The organism is Rhodanobacter sp. OR87 (assembly GCF_000473345.1).
Lineage (GTDB): Bacteria > Pseudomonadota > Gammaproteobacteria > Xanthomonadales > Rhodanobacteraceae > Rhodanobacter > Rhodanobacter denitrificans.
In genome coordinates, this window is the sequence record NZ_AXBJ01000005.1 from 250,536 (window position 1) to 272,622 (window position 22,087).

The 22,087-nt window shown below is 69.5% G+C and carries 24 protein-coding genes and 1 riboswitch; of the genes, 11 read left to right on the forward strand and 13 right to left on the reverse strand.

Annotated elements, in window-relative coordinates; genetic code table 11:
• Positions 1-9 precede the first annotated feature (9 nt).
• The 5 genes from RHOOR87_RS0106995 to RHOOR87_RS0107025 form a co-directional block, all read right to left on the reverse strand.
• Complete coding sequence (locus tag RHOOR87_RS0106995) at positions 10-591, reverse strand: hypothetical protein (protein WP_027484613.1); 582 nt, start codon at positions 589-591, stop codon at positions 10-12.
• Positions 588-1,277, reverse strand: coding sequence for a proteobacterial dedicated sortase system response regulator (pdsR, locus tag RHOOR87_RS0107000; protein ID WP_027484614.1), 690 nt, complete (start codon positions 1,275-1,277; stop codon positions 588-590). Before pdsR ends, RHOOR87_RS0106995 begins: the two co-directional genes overlap by 4 nt.
• Before the next feature lie 885 nt (positions 1,278-2,162).
• A complete protein-coding gene (gene rpe / locus RHOOR87_RS0107015) occupies positions 2,163-2,831 on the reverse strand; it encodes a ribulose-phosphate 3-epimerase (RefSeq protein ID WP_007509679.1) in 669 nt (222 codons plus the stop codon).
• 115 nt (positions 2,832-2,946) lie between these two features.
• Positions 2,947-3,753, reverse strand: a complete 807-nt coding sequence (djlA, locus tag RHOOR87_RS0107020; RefSeq protein WP_007509680.1) for a co-chaperone DjlA — start codon at positions 3,751-3,753, stop codon at positions 2,947-2,949.
• On the reverse strand, positions 3,750-4,058 hold the full coding sequence (locus RHOOR87_RS0107025) for a c-type cytochrome (RefSeq protein WP_015448819.1): 309 nt from the start codon (positions 4,056-4,058) through the stop codon (positions 3,750-3,752). Before RHOOR87_RS0107025 ends, djlA begins: the two co-directional genes overlap by 4 nt.
• A 126-nt stretch (positions 4,059-4,184) precedes the next feature.
• On the opposite strand from RHOOR87_RS0107025, the gene RHOOR87_RS0107030 reads away from it, so the two are divergent.
• From RHOOR87_RS0107030 to RHOOR87_RS0107040, 3 genes are read left to right on the forward strand one after another with little or no spacing between them, the layout of a single operon-like run.
• Positions 4,185-5,081: a phosphoribosylaminoimidazolesuccinocarboxamide synthase gene (locus RHOOR87_RS0107030; RefSeq protein WP_027484615.1), complete on the forward strand. Its 897-nt coding sequence runs from the start codon at positions 4,185-4,187 to the stop codon at positions 5,079-5,081.
• A gap of 21 nt (positions 5,082-5,102) precedes the next feature.
• Positions 5,103-5,573 (forward strand): Mpo1-like protein, encoded by a 471-nt coding sequence (locus RHOOR87_RS0107035; protein ID WP_027484616.1) that lies wholly within the window; start codon positions 5,103-5,105, stop codon positions 5,571-5,573.
• Entirely contained in the window at positions 5,570-5,977 is a 408-nt protein-coding gene (locus RHOOR87_RS0107040) for a hypothetical protein (RefSeq protein ID WP_007509684.1), read from the forward strand. The genes RHOOR87_RS0107035 and RHOOR87_RS0107040 overlap by 4 nt, the downstream gene beginning before the upstream one ends.
• Positions 5,978-6,025: 48 nt before the next feature.
• Here RHOOR87_RS0107040 and RHOOR87_RS0107045 read toward each other — a convergent pair whose 3' ends face one another.
• The 3 genes from RHOOR87_RS0107045 to RHOOR87_RS0107055 form a co-directional block, all read right to left on the reverse strand.
• Positions 6,026-6,454, reverse strand: a complete 429-nt coding sequence (locus tag RHOOR87_RS0107045; RefSeq protein ID WP_015448821.1) for a hypothetical protein — start codon at positions 6,452-6,454, stop codon at positions 6,026-6,028.
• 119 nt (positions 6,455-6,573) lie between these two features.
• Complete coding sequence (locus RHOOR87_RS0107050) at positions 6,574-8,706, reverse strand: beta-agarase (RefSeq protein WP_027484617.1); 2,133 nt, start codon at positions 8,704-8,706, stop codon at positions 6,574-6,576.
• 65 nt (positions 8,707-8,771) lie between these two features.
• The gene (locus tag RHOOR87_RS0107055) at positions 8,772-10,106 is read right to left on the reverse strand and encodes an amino acid permease (protein ID WP_027484618.1); all 1,335 of its coding nucleotides are present in this window, start codon (positions 10,104-10,106) and stop codon (positions 8,772-8,774) included.
• A gap of 150 nt (positions 10,107-10,256) precedes the next feature.
• Positions 10,257-10,332, forward strand: a riboswitch (S-adenosyl-L-homocysteine riboswitch).
• A 16-nt stretch (positions 10,333-10,348) separates the two neighbouring features.
• On the opposite strand from RHOOR87_RS0107055, the gene RHOOR87_RS0107060 reads away from it, so the two are divergent.
• From RHOOR87_RS0107060 to RHOOR87_RS0107075, 4 genes are all read left to right on the forward strand, one after another.
• Positions 10,349-11,254, forward strand: a complete 906-nt coding sequence (locus tag RHOOR87_RS0107060; RefSeq protein ID WP_027484619.1) for a hypothetical protein — start codon at positions 10,349-10,351, stop codon at positions 11,252-11,254.
• Between the two features lie 2 nt (positions 11,255-11,256).
• Positions 11,257-12,204: a UPF0104 family protein gene (locus RHOOR87_RS0107065; protein ID WP_027484620.1), complete on the forward strand. Its 948-nt coding sequence runs from the start codon at positions 11,257-11,259 to the stop codon at positions 12,202-12,204.
• A gap of 31 nt (positions 12,205-12,235) precedes the next feature.
• Positions 12,236-13,339 carry a DNA polymerase IV gene (gene dinB, locus RHOOR87_RS0107070; protein WP_015448824.1) on the forward strand — a complete coding sequence of 368 codons (1,104 nt, stop codon included), beginning with the start codon at positions 12,236-12,238 and terminating at the stop codon, positions 13,337-13,339.
• Positions 13,340-13,484: 145 nt separating this feature from the next.
• Entirely contained in the window at positions 13,485-13,766 is a 282-nt protein-coding gene (locus RHOOR87_RS0107075; RefSeq protein WP_027484621.1) for a hypothetical protein, read from the forward strand.
• Positions 13,767-13,878: 112 nt separating this feature from the next.
• On the opposite strand, the gene RHOOR87_RS0107080 is transcribed toward RHOOR87_RS0107075, so the two are convergent.
• A complete protein-coding gene (locus RHOOR87_RS0107080) occupies positions 13,879-14,505 on the reverse strand; it encodes a trimeric intracellular cation channel family protein (protein WP_015448826.1) in 627 nt (208 codons plus the stop codon).
• 57 nt (positions 14,506-14,562) lie between these two features.
• Positions 14,563-14,889, reverse strand: coding sequence for a DUF6249 domain-containing protein (locus RHOOR87_RS0107085; protein ID WP_007509698.1), 327 nt, complete (start codon positions 14,887-14,889; stop codon positions 14,563-14,565).
• Positions 14,890-15,002: 113 nt separating this feature from the next.
• Between RHOOR87_RS0107085 and RHOOR87_RS0107090 the strand changes: the two genes are divergently transcribed.
• The 3 genes from RHOOR87_RS0107090 to RHOOR87_RS19025 all read left to right on the forward strand — a co-directional run bounded on the left by RHOOR87_RS0107090 (position 15,003) and on the right by RHOOR87_RS19025 (position 16,834).
• Entirely contained in the window at positions 15,003-15,581 is a 579-nt protein-coding gene (locus RHOOR87_RS0107090) for a sigma-70 family RNA polymerase sigma factor (protein ID WP_015448828.1), read from the forward strand.
• A complete protein-coding gene (locus RHOOR87_RS0107095; protein WP_027484622.1) occupies positions 15,578-16,054 on the forward strand; it encodes a hypothetical protein in 477 nt (158 codons plus the stop codon). The genes RHOOR87_RS0107090 and RHOOR87_RS0107095 overlap by 4 nt, the downstream gene beginning before the upstream one ends.
• Positions 16,055-16,141: 87 nt before the next feature.
• Positions 16,142-16,834, forward strand: coding sequence for a hypothetical protein (locus RHOOR87_RS19025; RefSeq protein WP_051357936.1), 693 nt, complete (start codon positions 16,142-16,144; stop codon positions 16,832-16,834).
• A 15-nt stretch (positions 16,835-16,849) separates the two neighbouring features.
• Here RHOOR87_RS19025 and dapB read toward each other — a convergent pair whose 3' ends face one another.
• The 3 genes from dapB to aceF are packed head-to-tail and all read right to left on the reverse strand — an operon-like array spanning position 16,850 to position 20,995.
• On the reverse strand, positions 16,850-17,650 hold the full coding sequence (gene dapB, locus RHOOR87_RS0107105) for a 4-hydroxy-tetrahydrodipicolinate reductase (RefSeq protein ID WP_027484623.1): 801 nt from the start codon (positions 17,648-17,650) through the stop codon (positions 16,850-16,852).
• Positions 17,651-17,699: 49 nt separating this feature from the next.
• The gene (gene lpdA / locus RHOOR87_RS0107110; protein WP_027484624.1) at positions 17,700-19,550 is read right to left on the reverse strand and encodes a dihydrolipoyl dehydrogenase; all 1,851 of its coding nucleotides are present in this window, start codon (positions 19,548-19,550) and stop codon (positions 17,700-17,702) included.
• A gap of 14 nt (positions 19,551-19,564) precedes the next feature.
• The gene (gene aceF, locus RHOOR87_RS19030; protein WP_081491633.1) at positions 19,565-20,995 is read right to left on the reverse strand and encodes a dihydrolipoyllysine-residue acetyltransferase; all 1,431 of its coding nucleotides are present in this window, start codon (positions 20,993-20,995) and stop codon (positions 19,565-19,567) included.
• A 179-nt stretch (positions 20,996-21,174) separates the two neighbouring features.
• Between aceF and RHOOR87_RS0107120 the strand changes: the two genes are divergently transcribed.
• Positions 21,175-22,059: an ABC transporter ATP-binding protein gene (locus tag RHOOR87_RS0107120; RefSeq protein ID WP_027484625.1), complete on the forward strand. Its 885-nt coding sequence runs from the start codon at positions 21,175-21,177 to the stop codon at positions 22,057-22,059.
• Positions 22,060-22,087: the final 28 nt, after the last annotated feature.

Consider the following 22,087-nt stretch of genomic DNA (forward strand, 5'->3'; position numbering starts at 1 on the left):
AACCGGCGGTCAGTGGCCATGCGCGGGCGGCGCCCCGACATCCTTCATCCAGCGCGAAGCCACCACCACGCGCATGAAGTCGTCGAGCAGCGCGCGGCGCGACGGGTCGGCGTCGTCGAACGCCATCGACCAGCTCAGCCGCACGCCGCTGGCTGCGCCCGGATCGCAGAACACCAGCACGTCGTCGATGCGGTCGCTGCCCTGATAGACCGAGGCCTCGCACGGCATGGCCGGGTGCCGCACGGCGAAGCCGGACACCTTGCTGGCCGGATCGTGCTGCAGGTAGCGCTGGCGGTCGGCCTGCACCTCGTCAGCCAGGGCGGACAGCTGGCGCGGCCACACGTTGAGCACCATCACCCGCTGCGGCTTGCCGCTCCATTCGCCCTGGTACAGCACGGCGTCGACGCCGATCGCGCGCGCATAGGTGCAGCAGTCGCGCGTCCAGCCGGCCGGCGTGGCGACGGCGATCGCCCAGGCCGGCGCGCTGCCGTCGCGGGCGCCGCGCGCCAGCACGTCGTCATCCTTGCCGGCCGCCTGCGCCAGCGTGGCGAACGCGCACAGCAGCAACGCCAGCCCGATGCGCCGGCTCACGGCTTCCACCGGTAGCCGACGCCGTGCACGGTCTCGATCGCATCGAACTCCGGCGCCACCGCGATGAACTTCTTGCGGATGCGCTTGATGTGCGAGGTGATGGTAGCGTCGTCCACCACCAACTCGGCCTCGCGCATCAGCTGGTCGCGGTTCTTCACGTGGCCGGGGAAGCGGATCAGCGTGTGCACCATCCAGAACTCAGTGACGGTGAGCGGAACCTCCTCGCCGTTCCAGCTGATCCGCATGCGCTCGGACTCCAGCTTCAGTGGCCCGTGCTCGATCACCGTCTCGCTGGACGCCGGCACCTTCAGCGACTCGATGCGGCGGAACAGCGCCGCGATGCGCGCAGCCAGCTGGTGCAGGCTGGTGTCCTTGCTGAGGTAGTCGTCGGCGCCCAGGCGCAGGCCGGAGATCACGTCGAAATCCGAGTCGCGCGCGGTGAGGAAGATGATCGGCAGCGTCGCCGACTTCGCGCGCAGCTCGCGGCACAGGTCGAAGCCGCCCTCCGGCTCGTCGCCCAGGCCGATGTCGATGATCACCAGTTCGGGCAGGCGCATGGCAAACGCGCCGGACGCTTCCCGGCGCGAACCGTAGCCGCGCGCGTCGTAGCCGAAGCGGTTCAGCGCCTCGACGTAGTTGGCACGGATCAACGGTTCGTCTTCGACGATGGCAATGCTGCGGCCCATGGCGCGCTCCCTGTGGTGGTGCGCGCAGCGTGCTATGCGAATCGCGCGTACGCAAGCCGCGCGGCGCGGCTGCCCGCGTTTTGCCATACGGCGACAGCCGCTCGGCCCGATTGTGCCGGCGCCAGCGCCCACGCCGGCGGTTTGATGTGCCTCAAGCCATCCGCAGGACACTCAACGATGCCGCAGCTCCCATCCCCCGACCGCGATCCCAACGCCGAATTGCACGGCTTCGAGCCGCTGCGCGCCGTGCTGGCGATCGGTGCGCTGCTGCTCGGGCTGCTGCTCAGTCTTTGAGGCGAACGCCATGGACCAACCCGGTCGCGACCCATCCTCGTTCAATCCCTTCTCCGTGGAAGGCGACCGTGCATCCGGCACGAAGGGAGTCGTGCCGGATGCGGGGCAAGAGCCGGCCGATCCCGACTGGCTGCCGCTGTAGCTGCCGCGCCACCCGCATTCCGTCCCGCATGGTGGCGGCCTTCCCCTCCCCGCGAGGGGATTTTTTCGACCGGAACCGCGTCGCAGCGGGCTTCGGGCCGTTCAGGAATCTCCCGGGAACCAAACCGGAACACCCCGGTCAACATTACTGATTGGTACCGTTCCCCTTGCCGTGGAACGTGCCGGCACGACGGCCGATCCTCCCTGTGAAGCGGTCGTGCCGGCACACCAATCAATGGTGTTCCCTCTCACGTCTCCGATGACGTTTTGTCCCGACGCAGCCGTTCACTGCGTCGGGATTTTTATGCGCACGTGCCCCGCGGCGAGCGCCGCCGACGGTTGACGCTCAGCCGGCCGCCTTGCGCACGACGAGGGAATGCTCAGGCGATCGCCTTGCGCATGGCGGCGGGGATGCTCAAGCGATCGCCTTGCGCATGGCGGCGGGAATGCTCAGGCGATCGCCTTGCGCATGGCGGCGATCTCGGCGCGGTAGTCCGGCGCGTGGAAGATCGCCGAGCCGGCCACGAAGGTGTCAGCGCCGGCCGCGGCGATCGCGCCGATGTTCTGCGCGGTGACGCCGCCGTCGATCTCCAGCCGGATCGCCCGGCCGCTGGCGTCGATGCGCGCGCGTGCCTGACGCAGCTTCTCCAGCGCACCGGGGATGAACTTCTGTCCACCAAAGCCCGGGTTCACCGACATGATCAGGATCAGGTCGAGCTTGTCCATCACGTAGTCGAGATAGTCCAGCGGCGTGGCCGGGTTGAACACCAGGCCGGCCTGGCAGCCCGATTCCCTGATCAGGCCCAGCGTGCGGTCGATGTGCTCGCTCGCCTCCGGATGGAAGCTGATCAGGCTGGCGCCGGCCTTGGCAAAATCCGGCACGATGCGGTCGACCGGCTTGACCATCAGGTGCACGTCGATCGACGCGGTGATGCCGTACTTGCGCAGCGACTGCAGCACCATCGGCCCGATCGTGAGGTTCGGCACGTAATGGTTGTCCATCACGTCGAAGTGCACCCAGTCGGCACCGGCGGCGAGCGCCGCGGCGGTGTCTTCGCCGAGCCGCGCGAAATCGGCGGCGAGGATGGACGGGGCAATGACGGGGCTTTGCTTGCTCATGGCGGCAATCCGGTATGTCGGAGACGTGATTGTAGGAGCCCGCTGGCGGGCGATGCTCCTGCTCTGGTGCAACGGAGGACGTCAAGGCGAAAAAGCATCGCCCGCCAGCGGGCTCCTACTTGAAGCCGCGTGCTTCCTTGATGCGGTCGTACGCGGCGTTGATCTCGCTGGCGCGCGACTCGGCGCGTTTGCGCATGTCTTCGGGCAGGTCGCCGAGGCGATCGGGGTGGTGTTCGGAGATCAGCTTGCGGTAGGCGCGCTTGATCGCGCGCTCGTCGGCGTTGCGGTCGATGCCGAGCACCGCGTACGGGTCCGGCCCCTGCGGCGCGCGCTGCGGCGGCACGTAGCCGCCGCCGGTGCCGTAGGCGTGGCCGCGCGACCCGCCGGGGCCGGCGTTCCAGGCGTAGCCCTTCATCGCCATCAGCGCCATCAGCTCCATGTCGCTGATGCGCAGCGCGAACGCCAGCTGGCGCAGGATCGACATCTTCTCCGGCGGCGGGTTGCCTTCGGCCAGCACCGTCTCGATCACCACGTCGAGCACCGGGAAGGCGTGGTCGCGGCGCAGGCCGACCCAGTTGCGCAGCGCGGCGATGGTCTGGGTGACGTCGAACTCCGGCTGCTTGCCGGCGTTGAAGCTGGCCACCGCCTGCCGACGCTGCTCGGCGTCCAGGCCCATCCGCGTCATCAGCCGCTCGGCGATCGCAATCTCCTGCTCCGACACACGGCCATCGGACTTCGCCACCGCGCCGAGCAGGGTGAACAGCGGGCCGACGAAGCCGCCGGCTTCCGGCGTGGCGTGCTTGCGCTGGCTGTAGCGCATGTTGTCGAAGATGAAGCCGATCACCGCGCCGGTGATCGCGCCGGGCAAGTGGCCGACCAGCAAGCCGAAGAAGGCGAACCACAGCGTGTAGGTGTAGCTCATGGGTTCCCCTGCGGCGCTTGTGCGCTGTACCAGCGCGCCAGTGCATCGAGTTCGACATCGCTGACCGGGCCGATCGCGGCACGCATCACCGGAACGTTGCGGCGGCCGTCGCGGTACTGCTTCAGCGCGTCGCGCAGATAGTCCAGCCGCTGCCCGGCCAGGTGCGGCACGCCCGGCATGCCGGCGTGGCCGTTGGCACCGTGACAGGCCGCGCACAGGCCCAGGCGGGCGGGCCGGGCCGGTGCTTGGGCGCGGAGCGGGAGGGCGGCGAGCAGGCACAGCGCCGCGGTCAATGGAATGCGCATCGGCAACAGATGGGGCCAGGGATCGCCAATTCTAGCAGCGCGCCCGGATTTCCCGAGACGGCGTTTCCGGCGCCACGGCCGCAGCGGCTAGAATGGGCACTTCGCCACCACGTGGAACCCGCCGCCGTGCCCACCACCCTGCCGAAATCGAACCTGCCCGGCCTCGAGCTGATCCACCGCGGCAAGGTGCGCGACGTGTACGCGTTGTCCGGCGAGCGGCTGCTGATGGTCGCCACCGACCGGTTGTCGGCGTTCGACGTGGTGATGCCCAACCCGATCCCGGGCAAGGGCGAGATGCTCACCCAGATCTCCAACTTCTGGTTCGGCAAGACCGCGCACCTGGTACCGAACCACCTGCTCGACGTGCCACTGGCCGAGGTGCTGCCGCCCGGCACCGACCTCAAGCTGTACGAGAAGCGCACGGTGGTGACGCGGCGGCTGAAGCCGGTGCCGGTGGAATGCATCGCCCGCGGCTACCTGATCGGCTCGGGCTGGAAGGACTATCAGAAGACCGGCGCGGTATGCGGCATCGCGCTGCCGGCCGGCCTGAAGCAGGCGCAGCAGCTGCCCGAGCCGATCTTCACGCCGTCGACCAAGGCCGCGGTCGGCGACCACGACGAGAACGTCAGCTTCGACGCGGTGGTGGATGCCGTCGGCGCCGATCTGGCCCACCAGGTCCGCGACGCCACCCTGGCGATCTACCGCTGGGCCGCCGCCTATGCCGCCGAGCGCGGCATCATCCTCGCCGACACCAAGTTCGAGTTCGGCACTGATGCGAACGGCAAGCTGTATGTGATGGATGAAATGCTGACGCCCGACTCCACCCGCTACTGGCCGGCCGATCAATACCAGGTGGGCATCAGCCCGCCCAGCTACGACAAGCAGTTCGTGCGCGACTGGCTGGAGGCGCAGGGCTGGAACAAGACCGCGCCCGGCCCGGTGATTCCGGACGAGGTGATCGCGCGCACCGCCGCCAAGTACGCCGAGGCGCTGCAGCGGCTCGCCGGCATCCGGCTCGACTGAAGCTTCCACCGGGGGAACGCCATGCGCAGCATGCAGGACTGGCTCGACAGCTACAGCGGCGACCACCAGAATCCGACCAACCAGGTGTTCCACTGGTGCTGCGTGCCGCCGATCGTGTGGTCGGTGATCGCGCTGCTGTGGGCCGTGCCGGTGCCGCTCAGCCGGCTGCGCCCCGGTTCCTGGGCCGTGCTGGTGATGGTGCTGGCGTTCTACTGGTACTGGCGGCGCTCGCACCGGCTGGCGCTCGGCCTGCTGCTCCTGTTCGCCTTGCTCGGCCTGTTCACCAATTATCTGTACTGGCGGCTCGGCGCCGCGCCATTGTGCTGGCTCGCGCTCGGCGTGTTCGTGGTGGCCTGGATCGGCCAGTTCATCGGGCACCAGTTCGAGGGCCGCAAGCCGAGCTTCCTCACCGATCTTTCCTACCTGCTGATCGGCCCGGCCTGGCTGATGGCCAAGCTGCTGCGCAAACTGGGGTTCAAGCAAGTCACATGACCACCGTGCTTACCGTGATCAGCACCCTGCTGTGGTGGGTGCTGTACAGCAGCATGGCTGCGCTGGTGTTCGCCCTGCTCGGCTGGTCCGTCCTGCGCTGGACCGAACGCTGCGCGGTGGTGTTCAACCGCATCTACCTGGCCTGCCTGCTGTGGGCCATGGCCAGTCTGCTGCTGGTGGTCGGCGTGGCCGCGTACGAAGGCCGCCTGCATCCGCCCTACCCTGCGTTGCTGAGCTCTGGCTTGCTGCGCGTCGCGCTGGTGCTGGACATGCTGCTCGGCGCCATTTTGCTGTGGCGGCTGGTGCCGCGCGTCGACGCCCGTCGCATCCGTCCCGGCAGCGCCTGCATGGCGGCCGCGGTGATCATGGCGCTCGGCTTTGGCGTGGCCACCAGCCTGGCCTGAGCGCCGGCTCGAGGCGCGGGGGGCGGATCGCTCCGCCCCCGCGCAAGCTCACGCGTGGGCCAGCATGCCGCCGAAGAACACCGCCGCCAGCGCAGCAAGGATCACCGCCAGCACGATGAAGATCACCAGGTAGATCAGCTGCACCACGCAGGCCTTGCCGTAGCCGATCTGGCTGCCGTTCTGCGCCAGCAGCAGGTAGTTCACCACCGCGGCGCCGACCAGGAACTGCACCAGCAGCGACAGCAGCCCGCCCGCGCTGCCGTGCGTGACCATGCCCACGAGCACCATCGCCACGGCCGCCGCGATCCAGGTCAGCACCACCGCGCCCAGCGCGCGCAGGTAGGACGGCATGTAGCCGACCACCAGCCGGAACGCCACGCTCAGCACCAGCGCCGCCAGCAGGATACCCACGACGGCCATCACCACGATCGCGAACAAGCCCATGCCGGCCAGCGCGGCCAACGTCGAAGTACCCATACAACCCCCTAGTCAGTGGAAGGAAAACCGCCCGGCGGCACCCCCGTGCCGTCCGCTCTCCCCGGCGGTGGCGCCAGCCTAACCGATAGCCGCGCCGGCGTCTGCCGCGGTGCCTGCGTTCAGCGCCGATCCCGCACCTGCTCGTTTGCCGCACGCACCGCCTGCACGAACCCGCCGAACGGAATATCGGTGATCCCTACCAGCCCGAAGTGACTGTTCTCGCCGTCGAGCAGGCGGCCGGTGACCGGTTGGTCGGCGTAGTCGAACCAGTGCGCGCCGACGATGTTCGGATCACTCGCGGCGGCGGCGACGAACTTCGCGTAGGCCTCGCCGCGCTGCTGCTCGTTCCACACCGCCACCGGCCCGGCGCCGAACGGGCCGCGGTCGGTGGAACCGAAGGCGAATTCGCCGATCAGCACCGGCTTGTCCAGCGCGCGGAGCACGGCGAGGTCGAGGCCGTGCTGCGGCAGGTCGGCGTAGACGTTGAAGCTGACCACGTCGCAGTACTGCGCGCAGGCGGCGACAGCCTCGGGCGTGCGCACCGCGAAGCGGCCGCCGAGGAACAGGTGGTGTGGGTCGTGGTGGCGGATCGCTTCGGCTACCGTGCGGAAATAGGCGTCGGCGTAGCGGCGTAGCCACGCGCTGTAGTCGCGCGCGATCGCCGGATGCGCTTCATCCGGCGCGGGCGCGGCGAAGCCGGTGGCGTCGAGCGTGTCCCAGGAGGCGAGCGCGATGCCCCACGCCGCGGCCAGTTGCGCCGGCGTGCGGTACTTCGCCTTGAGGTCGGCGATGAAGACCCGCTTGGCGGGGCTGCTCACCGTGCCAGCCAGCGTGCCCAGCGCCAGGCCCCAACGGCCTTGCGGACCGCTGCCGGCCCAGGCCAGTTCGTTGTCGGCGAAGTAGCCGAGCAGCCACGGATCGTCGCGCACGCCGGCGCTCGCTGTCGCCGCCGCCCGCTCCGCGGCCTGCGCGAAGCGCGGGTCGAACGGGTCGGGCATGCGGCCCCAGTAGTCGTATCCGCTCGAAACGTTGGCGTAGTCGCCGGCGATCTCGATCGAGCGCGTGTATGGCAGCCGATGCGCCTGGCCCAGCGCGTCGTCGCTCCAGTTGCCGAGGGTGTTGAAGCCCCACGCCTGCAGCCGATCCAGCGCGCGACGGCGCCATGCGGCCAGCCAGTCGCGGCCGTCGACGCGATACAGGTTCGCCGCGTAGAAGTCGAACCAGCGGCCGTGGTTGTAGTCGATGCCGCGGCTGGCGCCCTGCTCACTGCTGCGGCTGTCGTCATGACCGTAGAACGCCGCCCATTCGCCGCGGCTCGGCGGCAGATCGCGGAACATGAACTCGCGGCCCTCGACGTAGCTGCGCCCGCCGTCGGTGATCACTGCGTTGACGCCGAGCGAGAAGAACGCATGGCCGTCGGGCGTCACCAGCTGCCAGCGGCCATTGCGCTTCTGCGTGCGGAACCAGCCGGTGCGATCGCAGCCATGGACGTCCAGACGTCCGCCGTAGGCGTCCCGTTCCGCGCTCCGCACCGTAGCCGGCCGCGCCTGCACCGCCGCACGCAGCGCGGCGTCGGTATCGATCTTCTCCGGCCAGTCGGCGCGAGTGAACTGGCCGTAGCGGTCGACGATGCCAGCGTAGGCTTCGTGCCCGCTGGCCGAACCCGGCGCCACGTCGAGGCGACCGAACAGCAGGGTCTGCGCGGTCTGCGGCGTGGGCACGCCGAGCCGGATCGCGCGGACATCGCGCAGATCCAGCGCACCCTGCACCGTGGTCGCCAGCAGGGTCGGCCGGCCGTGGTCGTCGAACGGCATCGGCGGCCCTGCCTGCATGCCTTCGCCGCGCGGCGAGGTCGCCGGCAGCGGCACCACCAGCGTCTGCGCCGGCCCGGCCGGCACGCCGACGGTCGCCTGCAGGCGCTGGTTCGCCGCGCCGTCGACCGCCACCTCGAGCGTCACCGCCCACGGCATCGCGTTCTGCACGCGCAGGCGCAGCTCGCCCTGCCCCGACCAGTCCCATGCACCGCCTGCCGGCGCGATCGCGATCTGCGGGCGTGGCGCCGGCTGGAACACGTAGCGCTGCTGCGCCACGCCGTCGCCGGCGTGTTCGGTGCCGCCGGCACGTTGCACGTGGTCGAGGCTGATGCGGGCTCCGGCATCAGGTGCCGCCAGGTCGGCCACGCCCGGCATGGCCGAGGCGTGGCAGGTGCCGAGGCCGCCCAGGCACAGCCAGATCCACGCATGGCGTTTCATCAAAGGCATCCTCTTGCGAACCGGTCTTGCAGGGCAGGCGCCGCCCGCCCTGCAAGGCGGGGGCTTCACGCCGACTGGCGGTGCATCCAGCGCTGCCAACCGTAGTACACCGGCACGCCCAGCGCGATGATCGCCAGGCTCATGCCGGCGTCGCCCGGCGCGTGGATCGCGCTGGTCACGATCACGCCGAACACGGTGATCACGAAGATCAGCGGCAGCAGCGGGTAGAACGGCACCCGGTACGGCGCCGGGTCGTCGATGAAATGCTTGCGGTACCAGAACAGCGTGCCGATGCCGAACACGTGGCCCAGCCACTCGCCCACGGTGGTGTAGTTGAGCAGCTGGTTGAAGCTGCCGGACAGGGTCAGCACCACCGCCCAGGCGCCGAGCAGGGCCAGCGCGATCTGCGGCGCGCGCGTGCGCAGGTCGACGCGGCCGGCGGCCCGGAAGAACACCCCGTCCGCGCCCATCGTCTGCAGCACGCGCGCGCCGCCGGCGATGGCGATGGCGCAGTAGCCGAAGGTGGAGCAGGCGATGCCGACCGCGATCACGGTGGCGCCGGACTCGCCGAACATCCGCCTCATCAGGTCCGCCGCCGGTGCCTCGCTGGCGGCCACGCCGGCGTGGCCCAGGCCCGCCAGGTAGGCGTAGTTGGCCAGCACGTAGCAGATCACCACGCCGGCCATGCCCATGCCCAGCGCGCGCGGCAACGTGCGCTGCGGGTTGCGCACTTCGCCGGCGAGGTCGTTGAGGTAGTGGAAGCCGCCATAGGTGAACAGCACCGGCAGCAGCGCGCCGGCAAATGCCCACGACGACACCGGGTAGGTGGTGTCGCGCGCCAGCGCCAGGCCCAGGTGGCCCTGCGCCAGCACCAGCCCGCTGACCACCAGCAGCGCGACCGCAGTCAGCTTCAGCACGGTGAAGATGTTCTGCATCCACGCGCCGGCGCGGATGCCGAACAGGTTGATGCCGACGATGAACACGATCGCGCCGACCGCCACCGGCTTGACGTAAAGCAGCGGCGGCAGCCCGATCGCGGTGCAGAAGTAGTCGGCGAACATGGTGGCCACCGCGGCCACGCTGCCGGGGTAGTTGATCAGCGCCATGGTCCAGCCGAACAGGAACGCCGGCAGCAGGCCGAACGCCTCGCGCAGGTAGACGTAGATGCCGCCGGCCTGCGGCCGCCGCGCGCCCAGTTCGGCGTAGCACAGCACGCCGGCCAGGGTCAGCAGGCCGCCGATCGCCCACAGCAGCAGCACCTCCGCGCCGGACGACGTGTGGCGCGCCACCGTGGCCGGAGTGAGGAAGATGCCTGCCCCGATCACGCCGCCGATGACGATCATCGCGGCGTCCCAGGTGTTCAGGCGACGGGCATAGGCATTGGCAGGTTCGGTCAGCATCCGGCTACCTTGCCATTGTCGATGCCGTTTCCACCAGTCCCGCGCGGCATGCCCTCGGGCCTGGCGACATGCCATGCGGCAAATTGACAAGTCGCCGCCGCGCCGGAAGACTGTGCCGGTTCGTGGTGCGGCGATTTCAGCCGCGCCGTCGCCGCCGAGGGGTGCTGCAGCGGGCCATGCCCGCCACGCTCGGCCGGCGACTCCATGGCAAGGGCGCCCTTTCCGCTATTGGAGGTGTCGCCATGTCCACTCACGCTGTCACGCGCCGGCTCGCCGTCGCCACGTCCGCCGACCATCCAGCCATCCAGCCCGACGATGCCCATCTGGCGGCGTCGCTGGAGCAGCTCGGCGTCCGGCCGGTGGTCTGCGTGTGGAACGACCCGACGCTGGACTGGTCGGCGTTCGACGCGGTGCTGATCCGCACCATCTGGGATTACTTCAAGCACCACGCGGCGTTCCTCGACTGGCTGGATCGGCTCGACCGCCTCGGCATTCCCACCATCAACGACAGCGCGCTGCTGCGCTGGAACAGTGACAAGCGCTACCTGCTCGAACTGGCGCGGCACGGCGTGGCGATCATTCCCACGCGACTCGCAACGGCCAGTGCGCTGCCCGGGGCGCTGGCGGCAATGAGCGGGCAGTCGGTGGTGGTCAAGCCCAGTATCAGCGGCAGCGCCTGGCGCACGCTGCACGGCACCGCCGGCGACGCGGCGTTCGCCGCCGCGGTGGCGCAACTGCCGCGCGGCCACGACTACCTGGTGCAGCCGTTCGTGCCGGAAGTGGTCAGCGACGGCGAATGGTCGCTGCTGTATTTCGCCGGCGCATTCAGCCACGCGGTGATCAAGCGCCCGGCCGCCGGCGACTACCGCGTGCAGGGCGAGTACGGCGGCAGCGCCGAGCCGGCGCAGCCCGATGCCGCGATCCTGGCCGCGGCCGACCGCGCACTGGCGGCAGTGGCCGCGATCGGCCATGGCGACCATGCCTACGTGCGCGTCGACGGCGTAGTCAGCGGCGGGCGTTTCCTGGTGATGGAGCTGGAGTTGATCGAGCCGTTCCTGCACCTGGCCGCACACCCGGCCGCCGCCGAGCGGCTGGCCCGGGACGTGGCCGCCCGGCTGTCGCCGGCCGCGCTGGCGGACGCCCGCTGAGCATGGCTGACCCGCACGCTCCCGCCGGGTCGTCCGCGCGCTGGCTGCGCCTGCTGTCGTGGTCGGGCTCGCTGGCGGCGTTCGCCCTGGCGCTGTGGCTGCTGCATCGCTACGTCACCCACCTCAGCTGGCACGACGTGGCAGCGGCCTGGTCGCAGTTGCCGGGTTGGCGCATCGCGTGTTCCGCCGGGGCGGCGCTGCTCAGTTTGGCGATGCTGGCGATGTTCGACGTGCTTGCTGCGCGCACCGTGGTGCGCGAGCGCATCCCGGCGCCGCTGGCCGCGTTCGCCGGCGCGGTCACCCAGGGCATCTCGAACACGCTGGGCTTCCATGCGATCACCGGCGCCGCGCTGCGCTACCGCATCTACGCCACGGCCGGACTCGGCGCCGGCGACATCGCGCGCATCGTGGCGCTGGCCGGGTTCGGCGTGGGGCTGGGCTTCACCGTGGTGACCACCGGCGCGCTGTGCTGGCAGCCGGAGATCACCCGCGGCTGGGGCCGCTGGCCGGGCGCGGCGCTGCTGCTGGCGCTGCTCGCACTGCTCGCCTGGCTGGCCCGCCCGCGCACGCTCGCGCTGGGGCGACTGACGCTGGCCTTGCCGAACGCGCGCATCGCCGCCGCGCAGATGTTGGTCGGCGGCGTGGAGATGCTGGCCGCGCTCGGCGCGCTGTACGTGCTGCTGCCGGCGGCGAGCGCGCCGCCGCTGGTGGACTTCCTGCCGATCTACGTGGCCGCCGTGCTGGCCGGCATCGCCAGCCATGCACCGGGTGGGCTGGGCGTGTTCGAGACGATCATGCTGGCCTCGTTTCCGCCCGCGGCGCGCGCCGACCTGCTCGCCGCGATCCTGTGCTATCGGCTTACCTACACCGCGCTGCCGTTCGTGCTGGGCAGCGTCGCGCTGGCGGTGTTCGAGTGGCGCCTGCGGCGCTCGGCGCGGCATCGCTGCTGACACTTTCCGGCGGCCGCGGGTTCTAGAATCCATGCATCCCACCACGGTCGTCCGCGTGCCCGCTCCGTCGCGCAAGATCCTCCACGTCGACATGGACGCGTTCTACGCGTCGGTGGAGCAGCGCGACGACCCTTCGCTGCGCGGTAAGCCGGTGGCGGTGGCCTGGCGCGGCGCGCGCTCGGTGGTGTGCGCGGCCAGCTACGAGGCGCGCGTGTTCGGCGTGCGCTCGGCGATGCCGGCGATCCGCGCCGAGCGGCTGTGCCCGCAGCTGATCTTCGTGCCGCCGGATTTCGTGCGCTACAAGGCGGTGTCGCGGCAGGTGCGCGAAATCTTCGCGCGGCATACCGAGCTGATCGAACCGTTGTCGCTGGACGAGGCCTACCTCGACGTCACCACGACGAAAAGCGGCCTGGGTTCGGCCACCGCCACCGCCGAGGCGATCCGCGAGGCGATCCGCAAGGAAACCCGGCTGACCGCGTCGGCCGGCGTCGCGCCGAACAAGTTCCTGGCCAAGATCGCCTCGGATTTCCGCAAGCCCGACGGCCTGTTCGTGATCCGCCCGCAGCAGGTCGAGGCGTTCCTCACTCCCCTGCCGGTGGGCCGCCTGCCCGGCGTGGGCAAGGTGATGGAGGCGAAGCTGGCCGCGCTCGGCATCGCCACCGTGGGCGAGTTGCGCGCGTTCGCGCAGGCCGAGCTGGAGCAACGCTTCGGCCGCTGGGGTCGGCGCCTGCACGAGCTGGCGCAGGGCATCGACGAGCATCCGGTACAGCCGCAGCGCCCCACCTTGCAGGTTTCGGCCGAGGATACGTTCGAACACGACCTGCGGCTCGACGAACTGGAACCGCACATCCGCCAGCTCGCCGAAAAGGCCTGGGCCGGCCACCAGCGCGAGCACGGCCGGGTGGCGCGCACCGTGGTGCTGAAGCTGAAGACCGCCGACTTCCACACGCTGACCCGCAGCCTCACCCCGCCAACGCGGCCGATGTCAGCCGCCGAGCTGGCCGACATCGCCTGCGCGTTGCGCGAGCGTGTCCAGCGCCCCGCCGACAGCCGCTACCGCCTGGTCGGCGTCGGCCTGGCCGGCTTCGTCGACCGCGACAGCTACCAGGCGCAGGCGGATCTGTTCGATGCCTGAGTCGATGCACGAACGGGCAGCCCCGTGACGCGATCCACACGCAATTTCTTGCGAATATCCGCCATTCATCCTGCCGCTCGGGCACGGCCCTATCGTAACCACGCCATGCGCCGCATGGCCCATCCCAACCGAGGTTACGTACGTCATGACCAAGACCATCAACGCCGTCCTGATTGCCGCCGCGTTTGCCCTGCCGATTTCGTTCGCCATCGCCGCTCCGCAACACGGTGCGGGTGGCCACACTCCCCCCAGCGCTCCGTCCATGCACACGAACCAGGACGCGCATGGCGACGCCGTATCCGACGCCGTGCACACGGCAAAGGCCGACGACGCCAATGTCGGCAAGACCGTCAGCCCGGTCGCCAACAGCAAGAACAAGGGCGAGCATAAGGCCAAGGGGCATTCCAAGACCCACCAGCAGCACTGAGCATTCCGCACACCCATGCGCGGCGAGGGGCCGGATTGCAGGATCCGGCCCCTCTGTCTTGTCCGTCATGCATCGGCCGCCGCGGGTTCGCCCGGAAGAAGCGCGTAGCGCATCACGCCTGGCGTTCGCGGCCGAAGCGCGGCAGGTTCCAGTGGTAGCGCAGCGACGCGAAGCGCAGCCCGAAACAGAACAGGATCGGCAGCCAGGTCGCCCACACCGCGGGCCAGTGCAAGTATTCGCCGAGCACCGCCAGCGCGGCGCCGGCGAGCGCGGCCAGCGCGTAAATCTCCTGCTGCAACACGATCGACACGCGCGCCAGCAGCACGTCGCGCGCCATGCCGCCGCCGATCGCGGTGACCATGCCGAGCAGGATCGCCACCTCCGCGTTGTGGCCGAACAGCAGCGCCTTGTGCGCGCCGTACACCGCGAACAGGCCCAGCCCCATCGCGTCGAACAGGCGCACCGGATAGGTCAGCCGCTCCACCCAGCGATAGGCCACCACGGTAAGCAGCGCGGCGACCACCGCGGTGAGCAGGTAGCGCCAGTCGGACAAGCCCGCCGGCGGGACCGCGCCGATGCACAGGTCGCGCACGATGCCGCCGCCGCAGGCGGTGATGAAGGCGATCGCCAGGATGCCGAACAGGTCGAGGTTGCAGCGGCGGGCCGCGGTCGCGCCGCTGATCGCGAACGCGAACGTACCGGCCAGATCCACCAGGTTGAACAGCAGTTGCTCGTTCATGCCGCCGACTCGCTTCCTTCATGGCGCGCCGACAGGGCGGCGGTTCCGCCGCCGAATCTAGCCGATCCGCCGCGAGATCGCGAAGAACGCCAGGTTGCCCAGCCCGGTCGTGCCGGCCAGCACCGCGATCAGGCCGGGGGTGATCTCGTGCCAGTCGAACCACTGGATCAGGCCGAAGCCGATCGCCAGCGCCACCAGCACGACGCCCCAGCGCAGCGAGGAATGGCGGCGGCGCTGGTCCTCCTCGCGCAGGATCGAATTGACCAGCTGCTCCGAACCGCCGGCATTGACCATGTGCCGGCGCACCATGGCGTCGACGCAGACCTTGATCGAATAGGCGATGCAGACAAACAGGCTGATCGGGATGAGTTCGCCGAAGCTCATGGTGCTCTCCTTGGGAGTGTGGTGGCTGTCGGGAAGATAGATACAGCCGCCCCCGGGGTGGTTGCAGCCGCGCACTTGCAACCGCCGGTCGCCTGCGCGTATCCCTTGGCGCCATGGATGACATCCGCAGCAGCCCCGACCGCGACCTGGTCGACGCCGTGCTGGCCAAGCGGCCGGGCGCGTTCGAACGGCTCGTGCACGAGTACCAGGGGCTGTGCTGGCACATCGTCCAGCGCATGGTGCGCAACCCGGAGGACGCGCGCGAGCTGTGCCAGGACACCTTCCTGCGCGTGCACCAGTGCCTGCACCAGTACCGCGGCGAGAGCGCGCTGAAATCCTGGATCGGCCGCGTGGCGTACACCATCGCGCTGCGCCACCTGCAGCACAAGCGCATTGCGCTGGTCGATCATGGCGCCGACGACGGCTACGCACTGGTGGAGAATCTCGGCGACGGCTTCGACCTGGAGGCGGCCTGCGCGGACGAGGAAACCGCGCGGCACCTGCATGAGGCGATCGAAGCGTTGCCGCCGTTGCAGCGCACGCTGCTGACGCTGTATTACCTCGAAGAAACGACCATCCCGGAGATCGCCCGGATCACCGGCCTGGCCAGCGGCACCATCAAGAGCCACTTGTTCCGCTCACGCCTGCGCCTGCGCGGCGCGCTCGAAACGCGGACCGGAGTTGCAGCATGACCCAGCACACCGACGACCCCATTCCTCCTTTCGACGACCCAGCGCACGAGCGCGAATGGCTGGCGCAGGAACGCGCCATGCAGCGCGAACGCCTGCAGCTCGACCCCGCCGGCGACGACGCGCGCGGCCGGCGCTACCGCCTGATCGCACGGGCCTTGCGTGAGCCGTCACCGGAAGCGTTGCCGGCAGATTTCGCACGGCAGCTGGCCGCACGGGTTGCTGCCAGTCCGGCCCGGGCGGCATCCGGTACGCGTTTCGAATTCCTGTTGATGCTGGCGCTGGCGGCCGTGCTGGTGGTGGCCACGGGCGTCGTGGTGGCGATCTACGGCAGCACGTGGTTGCCGTCGTTCGCCGCACTGCTGCCGACCCCGCACGCACCGGCCACCCACTGGTTGCTGATGCTTGCCGGTTGTCTCGGCGCGTCGTGGCTGCTGGGACGGTGGCAGCGGCATATTCACGGCCCGACCGCCTGAATTCCCGAACCGGCCAGACACCCGGCCCAAGCCGGAGCCGGCCAATCCGCTACCCTTCGCACCTCGCCTGCCATCCCCGGAGACAGCATGCACCTCGAACTGCCGAAGGTTCGGCTGGAGTCCTTCAAGGACTTCGCCAAGCACTACCTGATGATCGTGCTCAGCATTCTCACCGCGCTCGGATTGGAGGCATGGATCGAGTACACGCACCACGCCCACGCGGCCGAAGCGGCCGGCGTGCGGATCGACGCGGAGATCCGCTCCAACCTGGATGCCGTCGATTCCTCGCTGGCGCAGGACGAACGGCAGGCGAAGCGGCTTGCCGCCATCCGCGACAACCTGCTGCAGGACTTCAAGACGCACGTGCCGGAAGCGGCGATCGCGCAGCACATCCAGACGCTGGCGGCGGCCAGGCACTTCAACCTCAACCTGAACTGGCCGACCCTGCGCCACGAGGCCTGGGACGTGGCCGTGGCTGACCAGTCCGCCAGTTGGATCGACAAGCAGCGCATGCAACGCTACTCCGCCGCCTATGCCAGCCAGCGCGACGTCGGTGCCGGCCTGGGCGCGAACCTCGCGCTGGTGATGGACGGCCCCCAGATGATCGACGCGATGACCGATCTCGAAGCCGGCAACGTGCAGCCACGCGAGTTCCTGCACGTGATCAGCCAGATGGCGACGATGCTGGATCAGGCCCGGCAGAATCTGCAGACGCTGCAGCAGCACTTGCGGGACGCGCTGCCCGGACAGACTGGCGGCAGTGCGGCGAGCCACCCCTGAGCCGGGAAACCCCCGTTACAGCTCCAGCACCGCATCCAGACCGCGGTGCAGGCCGATCAGCGTGGACACCTTGCGGATCGCCAGCAACGCACCGTCCACGTAGGGCTTGGCGCTGCTGCCGGCGTTGTGGCGAATCGTCAGGGTCTGGTCCGGCATGCCGAAGATCGCCTCGGCACCGATCACGAAACCGGGCAGGCGCAGCGCATGCACCTGGCTGCCGGCCAGCGTGCCGCCGCGCGTCTCGCGCAGGCCGACCGTCTGCTCCAGCGGCACCTCCAGTTGCGGCTGGCGCACCTTGCCCATGCGCGTGGCCAGTTCGCGCACGGTGCCGCTGGGCGCATCCGGCTTGCCCGCACTGGCATAGTCGACGAGCTCCCACTGCGGGATCAGCTTGGCCGCCATCTCGGCGAACTTGATCAGCAGCACCGCGGTGAGCGCGAAGTTGCCGCAGGCCAGCACGCCACGCCGCCGCTCGCGCGCCAGTGCGTCGATCTGCGCGTAGTCCGCGTCGGTGAGGCCCGAGGTGCCGACCACCACGTGCGCGCCGTGTTCCAGCGCGGCGAGGATGTTCGCCTTGGCGCTGTCCGGATGGGTGTACTCGACGAACACGTCGCAGGCTTGCGTCAGCGCCTCGGCGGCACTGCCGAAGATCGTTGCATCGAGCCCGTCTTCGCTCAGCACGTCGCCGAGTTTCTGCCCGGCATGCCGGCGCGCCACGGCACTGACCAGTACAAGGTCATCGGCGGCGGCAATGCCGCGCGCCAGCTCCGAACCGGCCCAGCCGGTGGCGCCGGCGAGACATATCCTCAGCGACATGGGCACCTCGCGGGTCAGGCGCACGCCGCGCCGAAGCGCGGCGCGACGCTCACTTCTTCTTCGGCAGATACAGATCGGTGATGGTGCCTTCGTAGACTTCCGCGGCCATGCCGACCGACTCGCCCAGGGTCGGGTGCGGGTGGATGGTCAGCGCGATGTCGGCCGCCTCGCTGCCCATCTCGATCGCCAGCGCCAGTTCGGAAATCAGGTCGCCGGCATGCACGCCGACGATGCCGGCGCCGACGATGCGGTGGGTTTCTTCGTCGAAGATCAGCTTGGTGAAACCCTCGGTGCGGTCGATGCCGATGGCGCGGCCCGAGGCCGCCCACGGGAACTTGCCCACGCCGACCTTCAGGCCCTTCTCCTTCGCCTCGCGTTCGGTCACGCCGACCCAGGCGATTTCCGGATCGGTGTAGGCGACCGACGGGATCACCCGCGCGTCGAAATGGCTCTTCTGCCCGGCCACAGCCTGCGCCGCGACGTGCGCCTCGTGGGTGGCCTTGTGCGCCAGCATCGGCTGGCCGACCAGGTCGCCGATGGCGAAGATGTGCGGCACGTTGGTGCGCATCTGCGTGTCGACGTTGATGAAGCCGCGCTCGGTCACCGCCACGCCGGCCTTGTCCGCGCCGATCTTGTTGCCGTTCGGCGAGCGGCCCACCGCGACCAGCACGCGGTCGAACAGCGTGGTCTCGGGGATGCTGTCGCCTTCGTAGCCGACCTCGATGCCCTTCTTGGTGGCCTTGGCGCTGACCACCTTGGTCTTCAGGTGCACGCCCTTGAGCTTGTTGCCCAGACGCTTGGCCAGTGGCCTGATCAGGTCGGTGTCGGCGCCGGGGATCAGCTGGTCCATGAACTCGACCACGGTCACCGCACTGCCCAGCGCCGAGTACACCGTGGCCATTTCCAGGCCGATGATGCCGCCACCGACGACCAGCAGGTTCTTCGGCACGTCCTTCAGTTCCAGCGCGCCGGTGGAATCCATCACGCGCTCGTCGTCCCAGGGGAACGCCGGCAGCTTCACCGACTGCGAACCGGCAGCAATGATCGCGTGCTCGAAGCGCAGCAGCTTCACGCCATCGGCCGTCTGGACTTCCATCTCATGCGGCGACACGAACATGCCGTTGCCCATCAGCGTGCGCACCTTGCGCTGCTTCGCCATCGTGGCGAGGCCGCCGGTGAGCTGGCCGACCACCTTGCTCTTGAAGCTGCGCAGCTTGTCGAGGTCGATTTTCGGTGCGCCGAATGCGACACCGTGCGCGGCCATCGCTGCGGCTTCGTCAATCACCGCAGCAGCATGCAGCAGCGCCTTGGACGGGATGCAGCCCACGTTGAGGCAGACGCCGCCGAGCGTGCCGTAGCGCTCCACCAGCACGGTGTCGACGCCGAGGTCGGCGGCGCGGAACGCGGCCGAGTAACCGCCGGGGCCGGAGCCGAGCACCACCAGCTGGCATTCGATGTCGGGCTTCTTCCCAGATGAAGCTGCCGCTTGCGGCACCTTCGCCTCCTCTCCCCCCCGGGGAGAGGATTGAGGTGAGGGGACGGGGCTTGCGGGGGGCTGGTTGCTCTTGGTCGCTTCTTCGTTGGAGCTGCCCGGTGACCCCGCACCCTCACCCCTGCCCTCTCCCGGAAGGGGAGAGGGGGACGATGAGTCGGCTGTGCCGACGGTTTCCAATACGGCGATCACCGCGCCTTCGGACACTTCATCGCCCACCTTGAGCTTCAGCTCCCTGATCACGCCGGCGGCGCTGGAGGGAATCTCCATGGTCGCCTTGTCCGACTCCAGCGTGATCAGGCTTTGTTCCTTCGCCACCGTGTCGCCGGCTTTCACCAGCACTTCGATCACCGGCACGTTGTCGTGGCCGCCGATGTCGGGAACCTTGATCTCGATCGTGTTCGCCATGGTCATCGCCTCCGTCAGAGCAGCAGCCGGCGGATGTCGCCGAGCTGGTTGGCGAGGAAGCTGGCGAAGCGCGCGGCGAGCGCGCCGTCGATCACCCGATGGTCATAGCTGAGCGACAGGGGAAGCAGCAGCCGCGGCGCGAATTCCTTGCCGTTCCACACGGGCTTCATCACCGACTTGGAGACGCCGAGGATGGCGACTTCCGGCGCGTTGACGATCGGCGTGAAGTAGGTGCCGCCGATGCCGCCGAGCGAGCTGATCGAGAAGCAGCCGCCGGACATCTCGGCCGGGCCGAGCTTCTTGTCGCGCGCCTTCTTCGAGATCTCGGCCAGGTCGCGCGCCAGGTCGAGCAGGCCTTTCTTGTCGCAGTCGCGGATCACCGGCACCACCAGGCCATCGGGCGTGTCCACCGCGATGCCGATGTGGAAGTACTTCTTCAGGATCAGCTTCTCGCCCGACTCGTCGAGCGAGGCATTGAATTGCGGGAACTGCTTCAGCGCGGCCACCACCGCCTTGATCTGGAACACCAGCGGGCTGATCTTCAGGTCCCCGCCCTTATCGGACTTTTGCTCGGCGCCGAGCTGCTTGCGGAACGCCTCCATCTCGGTGATGTCGGCGTCCTCGTGCTGGGTGACGTGCGGGATCATCGCCCAGTTGCGCGCCAGGTTCGCGCCGGAGATCTTCTGGATGCGCGACAGCGGCCTCTCCTCGATCTCGCCGAACTTGGCGAAGTCGACCTTCGGCCACGGCAGCAGGTTCAGGCCGCCCACCGAGGCGGCGGCGCCGACCACCGGGCGCGCGCCGGAAGCGAGCGCGTGCTTGACGTAGGCACTGACGTCCTCGCGCTGGATGCGACCGCCGCGGCCGCTGCCCTTCACCTGCTGGATGTCTACGCCCAGCTCGCGCGCGAAGGCGCGCACCGCCGGACTCGCGTACGGCGCGTCGCCGGGCATCACGATGTTGGCGTCGAACGGCGGGCGCGCCTGCGGCGGCACGTCGCCCTCGGGTGCGTTGTGCACGCCCTGGCCGGCGATCGGCGCGGGCTTCGGCTCGGCCGACGCGGGCGCCGTTGCGGGAGGCGCGGGTACAGGCGCCGGGGCGGGAGCTGCCGGCGCCGGCGCCGCCGCGGGCTTGGCCGCGGCCGGCTCGGCGGCGGCGCCGTCGGTTTCGATGATGGCGATCACCGCGCCCTCGGAAACCTCGTCACCCACCTTCAGCCTCACTTCCTTCACCGTGCCGGCGAACGGCACGGGTACTTCCATGGTCGCCTTGTCCGACTCCAGCGTGATCAGGCTCTGCTCCTTCTCCACCCGGTCGCCGGCCTTGACCAGCACTTCGATGACGGGAACGTCCGCGTGGCCGATATCGGGAACGCGGGCTTCTTTGAGGTCGGCCATGGTGACTCCTGCTGGCGATGGCGTGCCGCTCGGGGATGGCGGTCGCATACAAGACCTCAATCATAACGAAGGCACGCCCATTCCGTATGCCCGGATCAAGCGATTCCGCCGATTTTCCGGCCACCATGCGCAAGCGTATGCATGACCTTGAGCGCACGCGCGCCCCCGGCCCTTACCGTAGTCTGAGCCGCATGACCATGCCGCGCGCGCGGCGCCGGAAGACACCCATGCTGACGATACGCGACCTGTCGAAAACCTATGCCAACGGCGTCAAGGCGCTGCGCAGCGTGTCGCTGGACATCCCCAACGGCATGTTCGGCCTGCTCGGCCCGAACGGCGCCGGCAAGTCGTCGCTGATGCGCACGATCGCCACGCTGCAGGACCCGGACGAAGGCGCGATCCGGCTGGACGGGATGGATCTGCTCGCCGACAAGCAGGCCACCCGCCGCCTGCTCGGCTACCTGCCGCAGGAGTTCGGCGTGTACCCGAAGGTGTCGGCCGAGGCGATGCTTGAGCACTTCGCCGTGCTCAAGGGCGTCACCGTCAAGGCCGAGCGGCGCGAGCTGGTGGAATCGCTGCTGCGCCAGGTGAACCTGTGGGACGTGCGCAAGCGCAAGCTCGGCACCTACTCCGGCGGCATGCGCCAGCGCTTCGGCATCGCGCAGGCGCTGATCGGCGACCCGCGGCTGGTGATCGTGGACGAGCCCACCGCCGGGCTCGACCCGGAAGAGCGCAACCGCTTCCTCAACCTGCTGGCCGAAATCGGCGAACGCGTGGTGGTGATCCTGTCCACCCACATCGTGGCGGACGTCACCGACCTGTGCTCGCACATGGCGATCATCGGCCAGGGCCAGGTGCTGCTCAGCGGCGAGCCGGCCGAGGCGATCCGCTCGCTGGAAGGCCGCGTGTGGCGGCGCACGATCGACAAGGCCGCACTGGACGGCTACCGCGCCCGCATGAACATCCTGTCCACCCGCCTCGCCGGCGGCCGCACCCTGCTGCACGTGCTGGCCGATGCGCTGCCGGAAGACGGCTTCGAACCCGTCGCGCCCGACCTGGAAGACGTCTACTTCGGCCGCCTGCGCGCGCAGGCCACCGCCCGCGCCGCCTGACACCAGCTGCCGAAACACGGACGGGAAT

Excerpts from the sequence above, each read along its gene's own strand:
- RHOOR87_RS0107025 (WP_015448819.1), bottom strand. The coding sequence starts at position 4,058 with ATGCGCATTCCATTGACCGCGGCGCTGTGCCTGCTCGCCGCCCTCCCG.
- RHOOR87_RS0107060 (WP_027484619.1), top strand. The coding sequence starts at position 10,349 with ATGTCCACTCACGCTGTCACGCGCCGGCTCGCCGTCGCCACGTCCGCC.
- RHOOR87_RS0107095 (WP_027484622.1), top strand. The coding sequence starts at position 15,578 with ATGACCCAGCACACCGACGACCCCATTCCTCCTTTCGACGACCCAGCG.
- RHOOR87_RS0107040 (WP_007509684.1), top strand. The coding sequence starts at position 5,570 with ATGACCACCGTGCTTACCGTGATCAGCACCCTGCTGTGGTGGGTGCTG.
- aceF (WP_081491633.1), bottom strand. The coding sequence starts at position 20,995 with ATGCGACCGCCATCCCCGAGCGGCACGCCATCGCCAGCAGGAGTCACC.
- djlA (WP_007509680.1), bottom strand. The coding sequence starts at position 3,753 with ATGAGCTACACCTACACGCTGTGGTTCGCCTTCTTCGGCTTGCTGGTC.
- RHOOR87_RS0107050 (WP_027484617.1), bottom strand. The coding sequence starts at position 8,706 with ATGAAACGCCATGCGTGGATCTGGCTGTGCCTGGGCGGCCTCGGCACC.
- dinB (WP_015448824.1), top strand. The coding sequence starts at position 12,236 with ATGCATCCCACCACGGTCGTCCGCGTGCCCGCTCCGTCGCGCAAGATC.
- RHOOR87_RS0107075 (WP_027484621.1), top strand. The coding sequence starts at position 13,485 with ATGACCAAGACCATCAACGCCGTCCTGATTGCCGCCGCGTTTGCCCTG.
- RHOOR87_RS0107055 (WP_027484618.1), bottom strand. The coding sequence starts at position 10,106 with ATGCTGACCGAACCTGCCAATGCCTATGCCCGTCGCCTGAACACCTGG.
- RHOOR87_RS0107045 (WP_015448821.1), bottom strand. The coding sequence starts at position 6,454 with ATGGGTACTTCGACGTTGGCCGCGCTGGCCGGCATGGGCTTGTTCGCG.
- RHOOR87_RS0107120 (WP_027484625.1), top strand. The coding sequence starts at position 21,175 with ATGCTGACGATACGCGACCTGTCGAAAACCTATGCCAACGGCGTCAAG.
- RHOOR87_RS0107080 (WP_015448826.1), bottom strand. The coding sequence starts at position 14,505 with ATGAACGAGCAACTGCTGTTCAACCTGGTGGATCTGGCCGGTACGTTC.
- lpdA (WP_027484624.1), bottom strand. The coding sequence starts at position 19,550 with ATGGCGAACACGATCGAGATCAAGGTTCCCGACATCGGCGGCCACGAC.
- rpe (WP_007509679.1), bottom strand. The coding sequence starts at position 2,831 with ATGAGCAAGCAAAGCCCCGTCATTGCCCCGTCCATCCTCGCCGCCGAT.
- RHOOR87_RS0107065 (WP_027484620.1), top strand. The coding sequence starts at position 11,257 with ATGGCTGACCCGCACGCTCCCGCCGGGTCGTCCGCGCGCTGGCTGCGC.
- RHOOR87_RS0107085 (WP_007509698.1), bottom strand. The coding sequence starts at position 14,889 with ATGAGCTTCGGCGAACTCATCCCGATCAGCCTGTTTGTCTGCATCGCC.
- RHOOR87_RS19025 (WP_051357936.1), top strand. The coding sequence starts at position 16,142 with ATGCACCTCGAACTGCCGAAGGTTCGGCTGGAGTCCTTCAAGGACTTC.
- pdsR (WP_027484614.1), bottom strand. The coding sequence starts at position 1,277 with ATGGGCCGCAGCATTGCCATCGTCGAAGACGAACCGTTGATCCGTGCC.
- RHOOR87_RS0107035 (WP_027484616.1), top strand. The coding sequence starts at position 5,103 with ATGCGCAGCATGCAGGACTGGCTCGACAGCTACAGCGGCGACCACCAG.
- dapB (WP_027484623.1), bottom strand. The coding sequence starts at position 17,650 with ATGTCGCTGAGGATATGTCTCGCCGGCGCCACCGGCTGGGCCGGTTCG.
- RHOOR87_RS0107090 (WP_015448828.1), top strand. The coding sequence starts at position 15,003 with ATGGATGACATCCGCAGCAGCCCCGACCGCGACCTGGTCGACGCCGTG.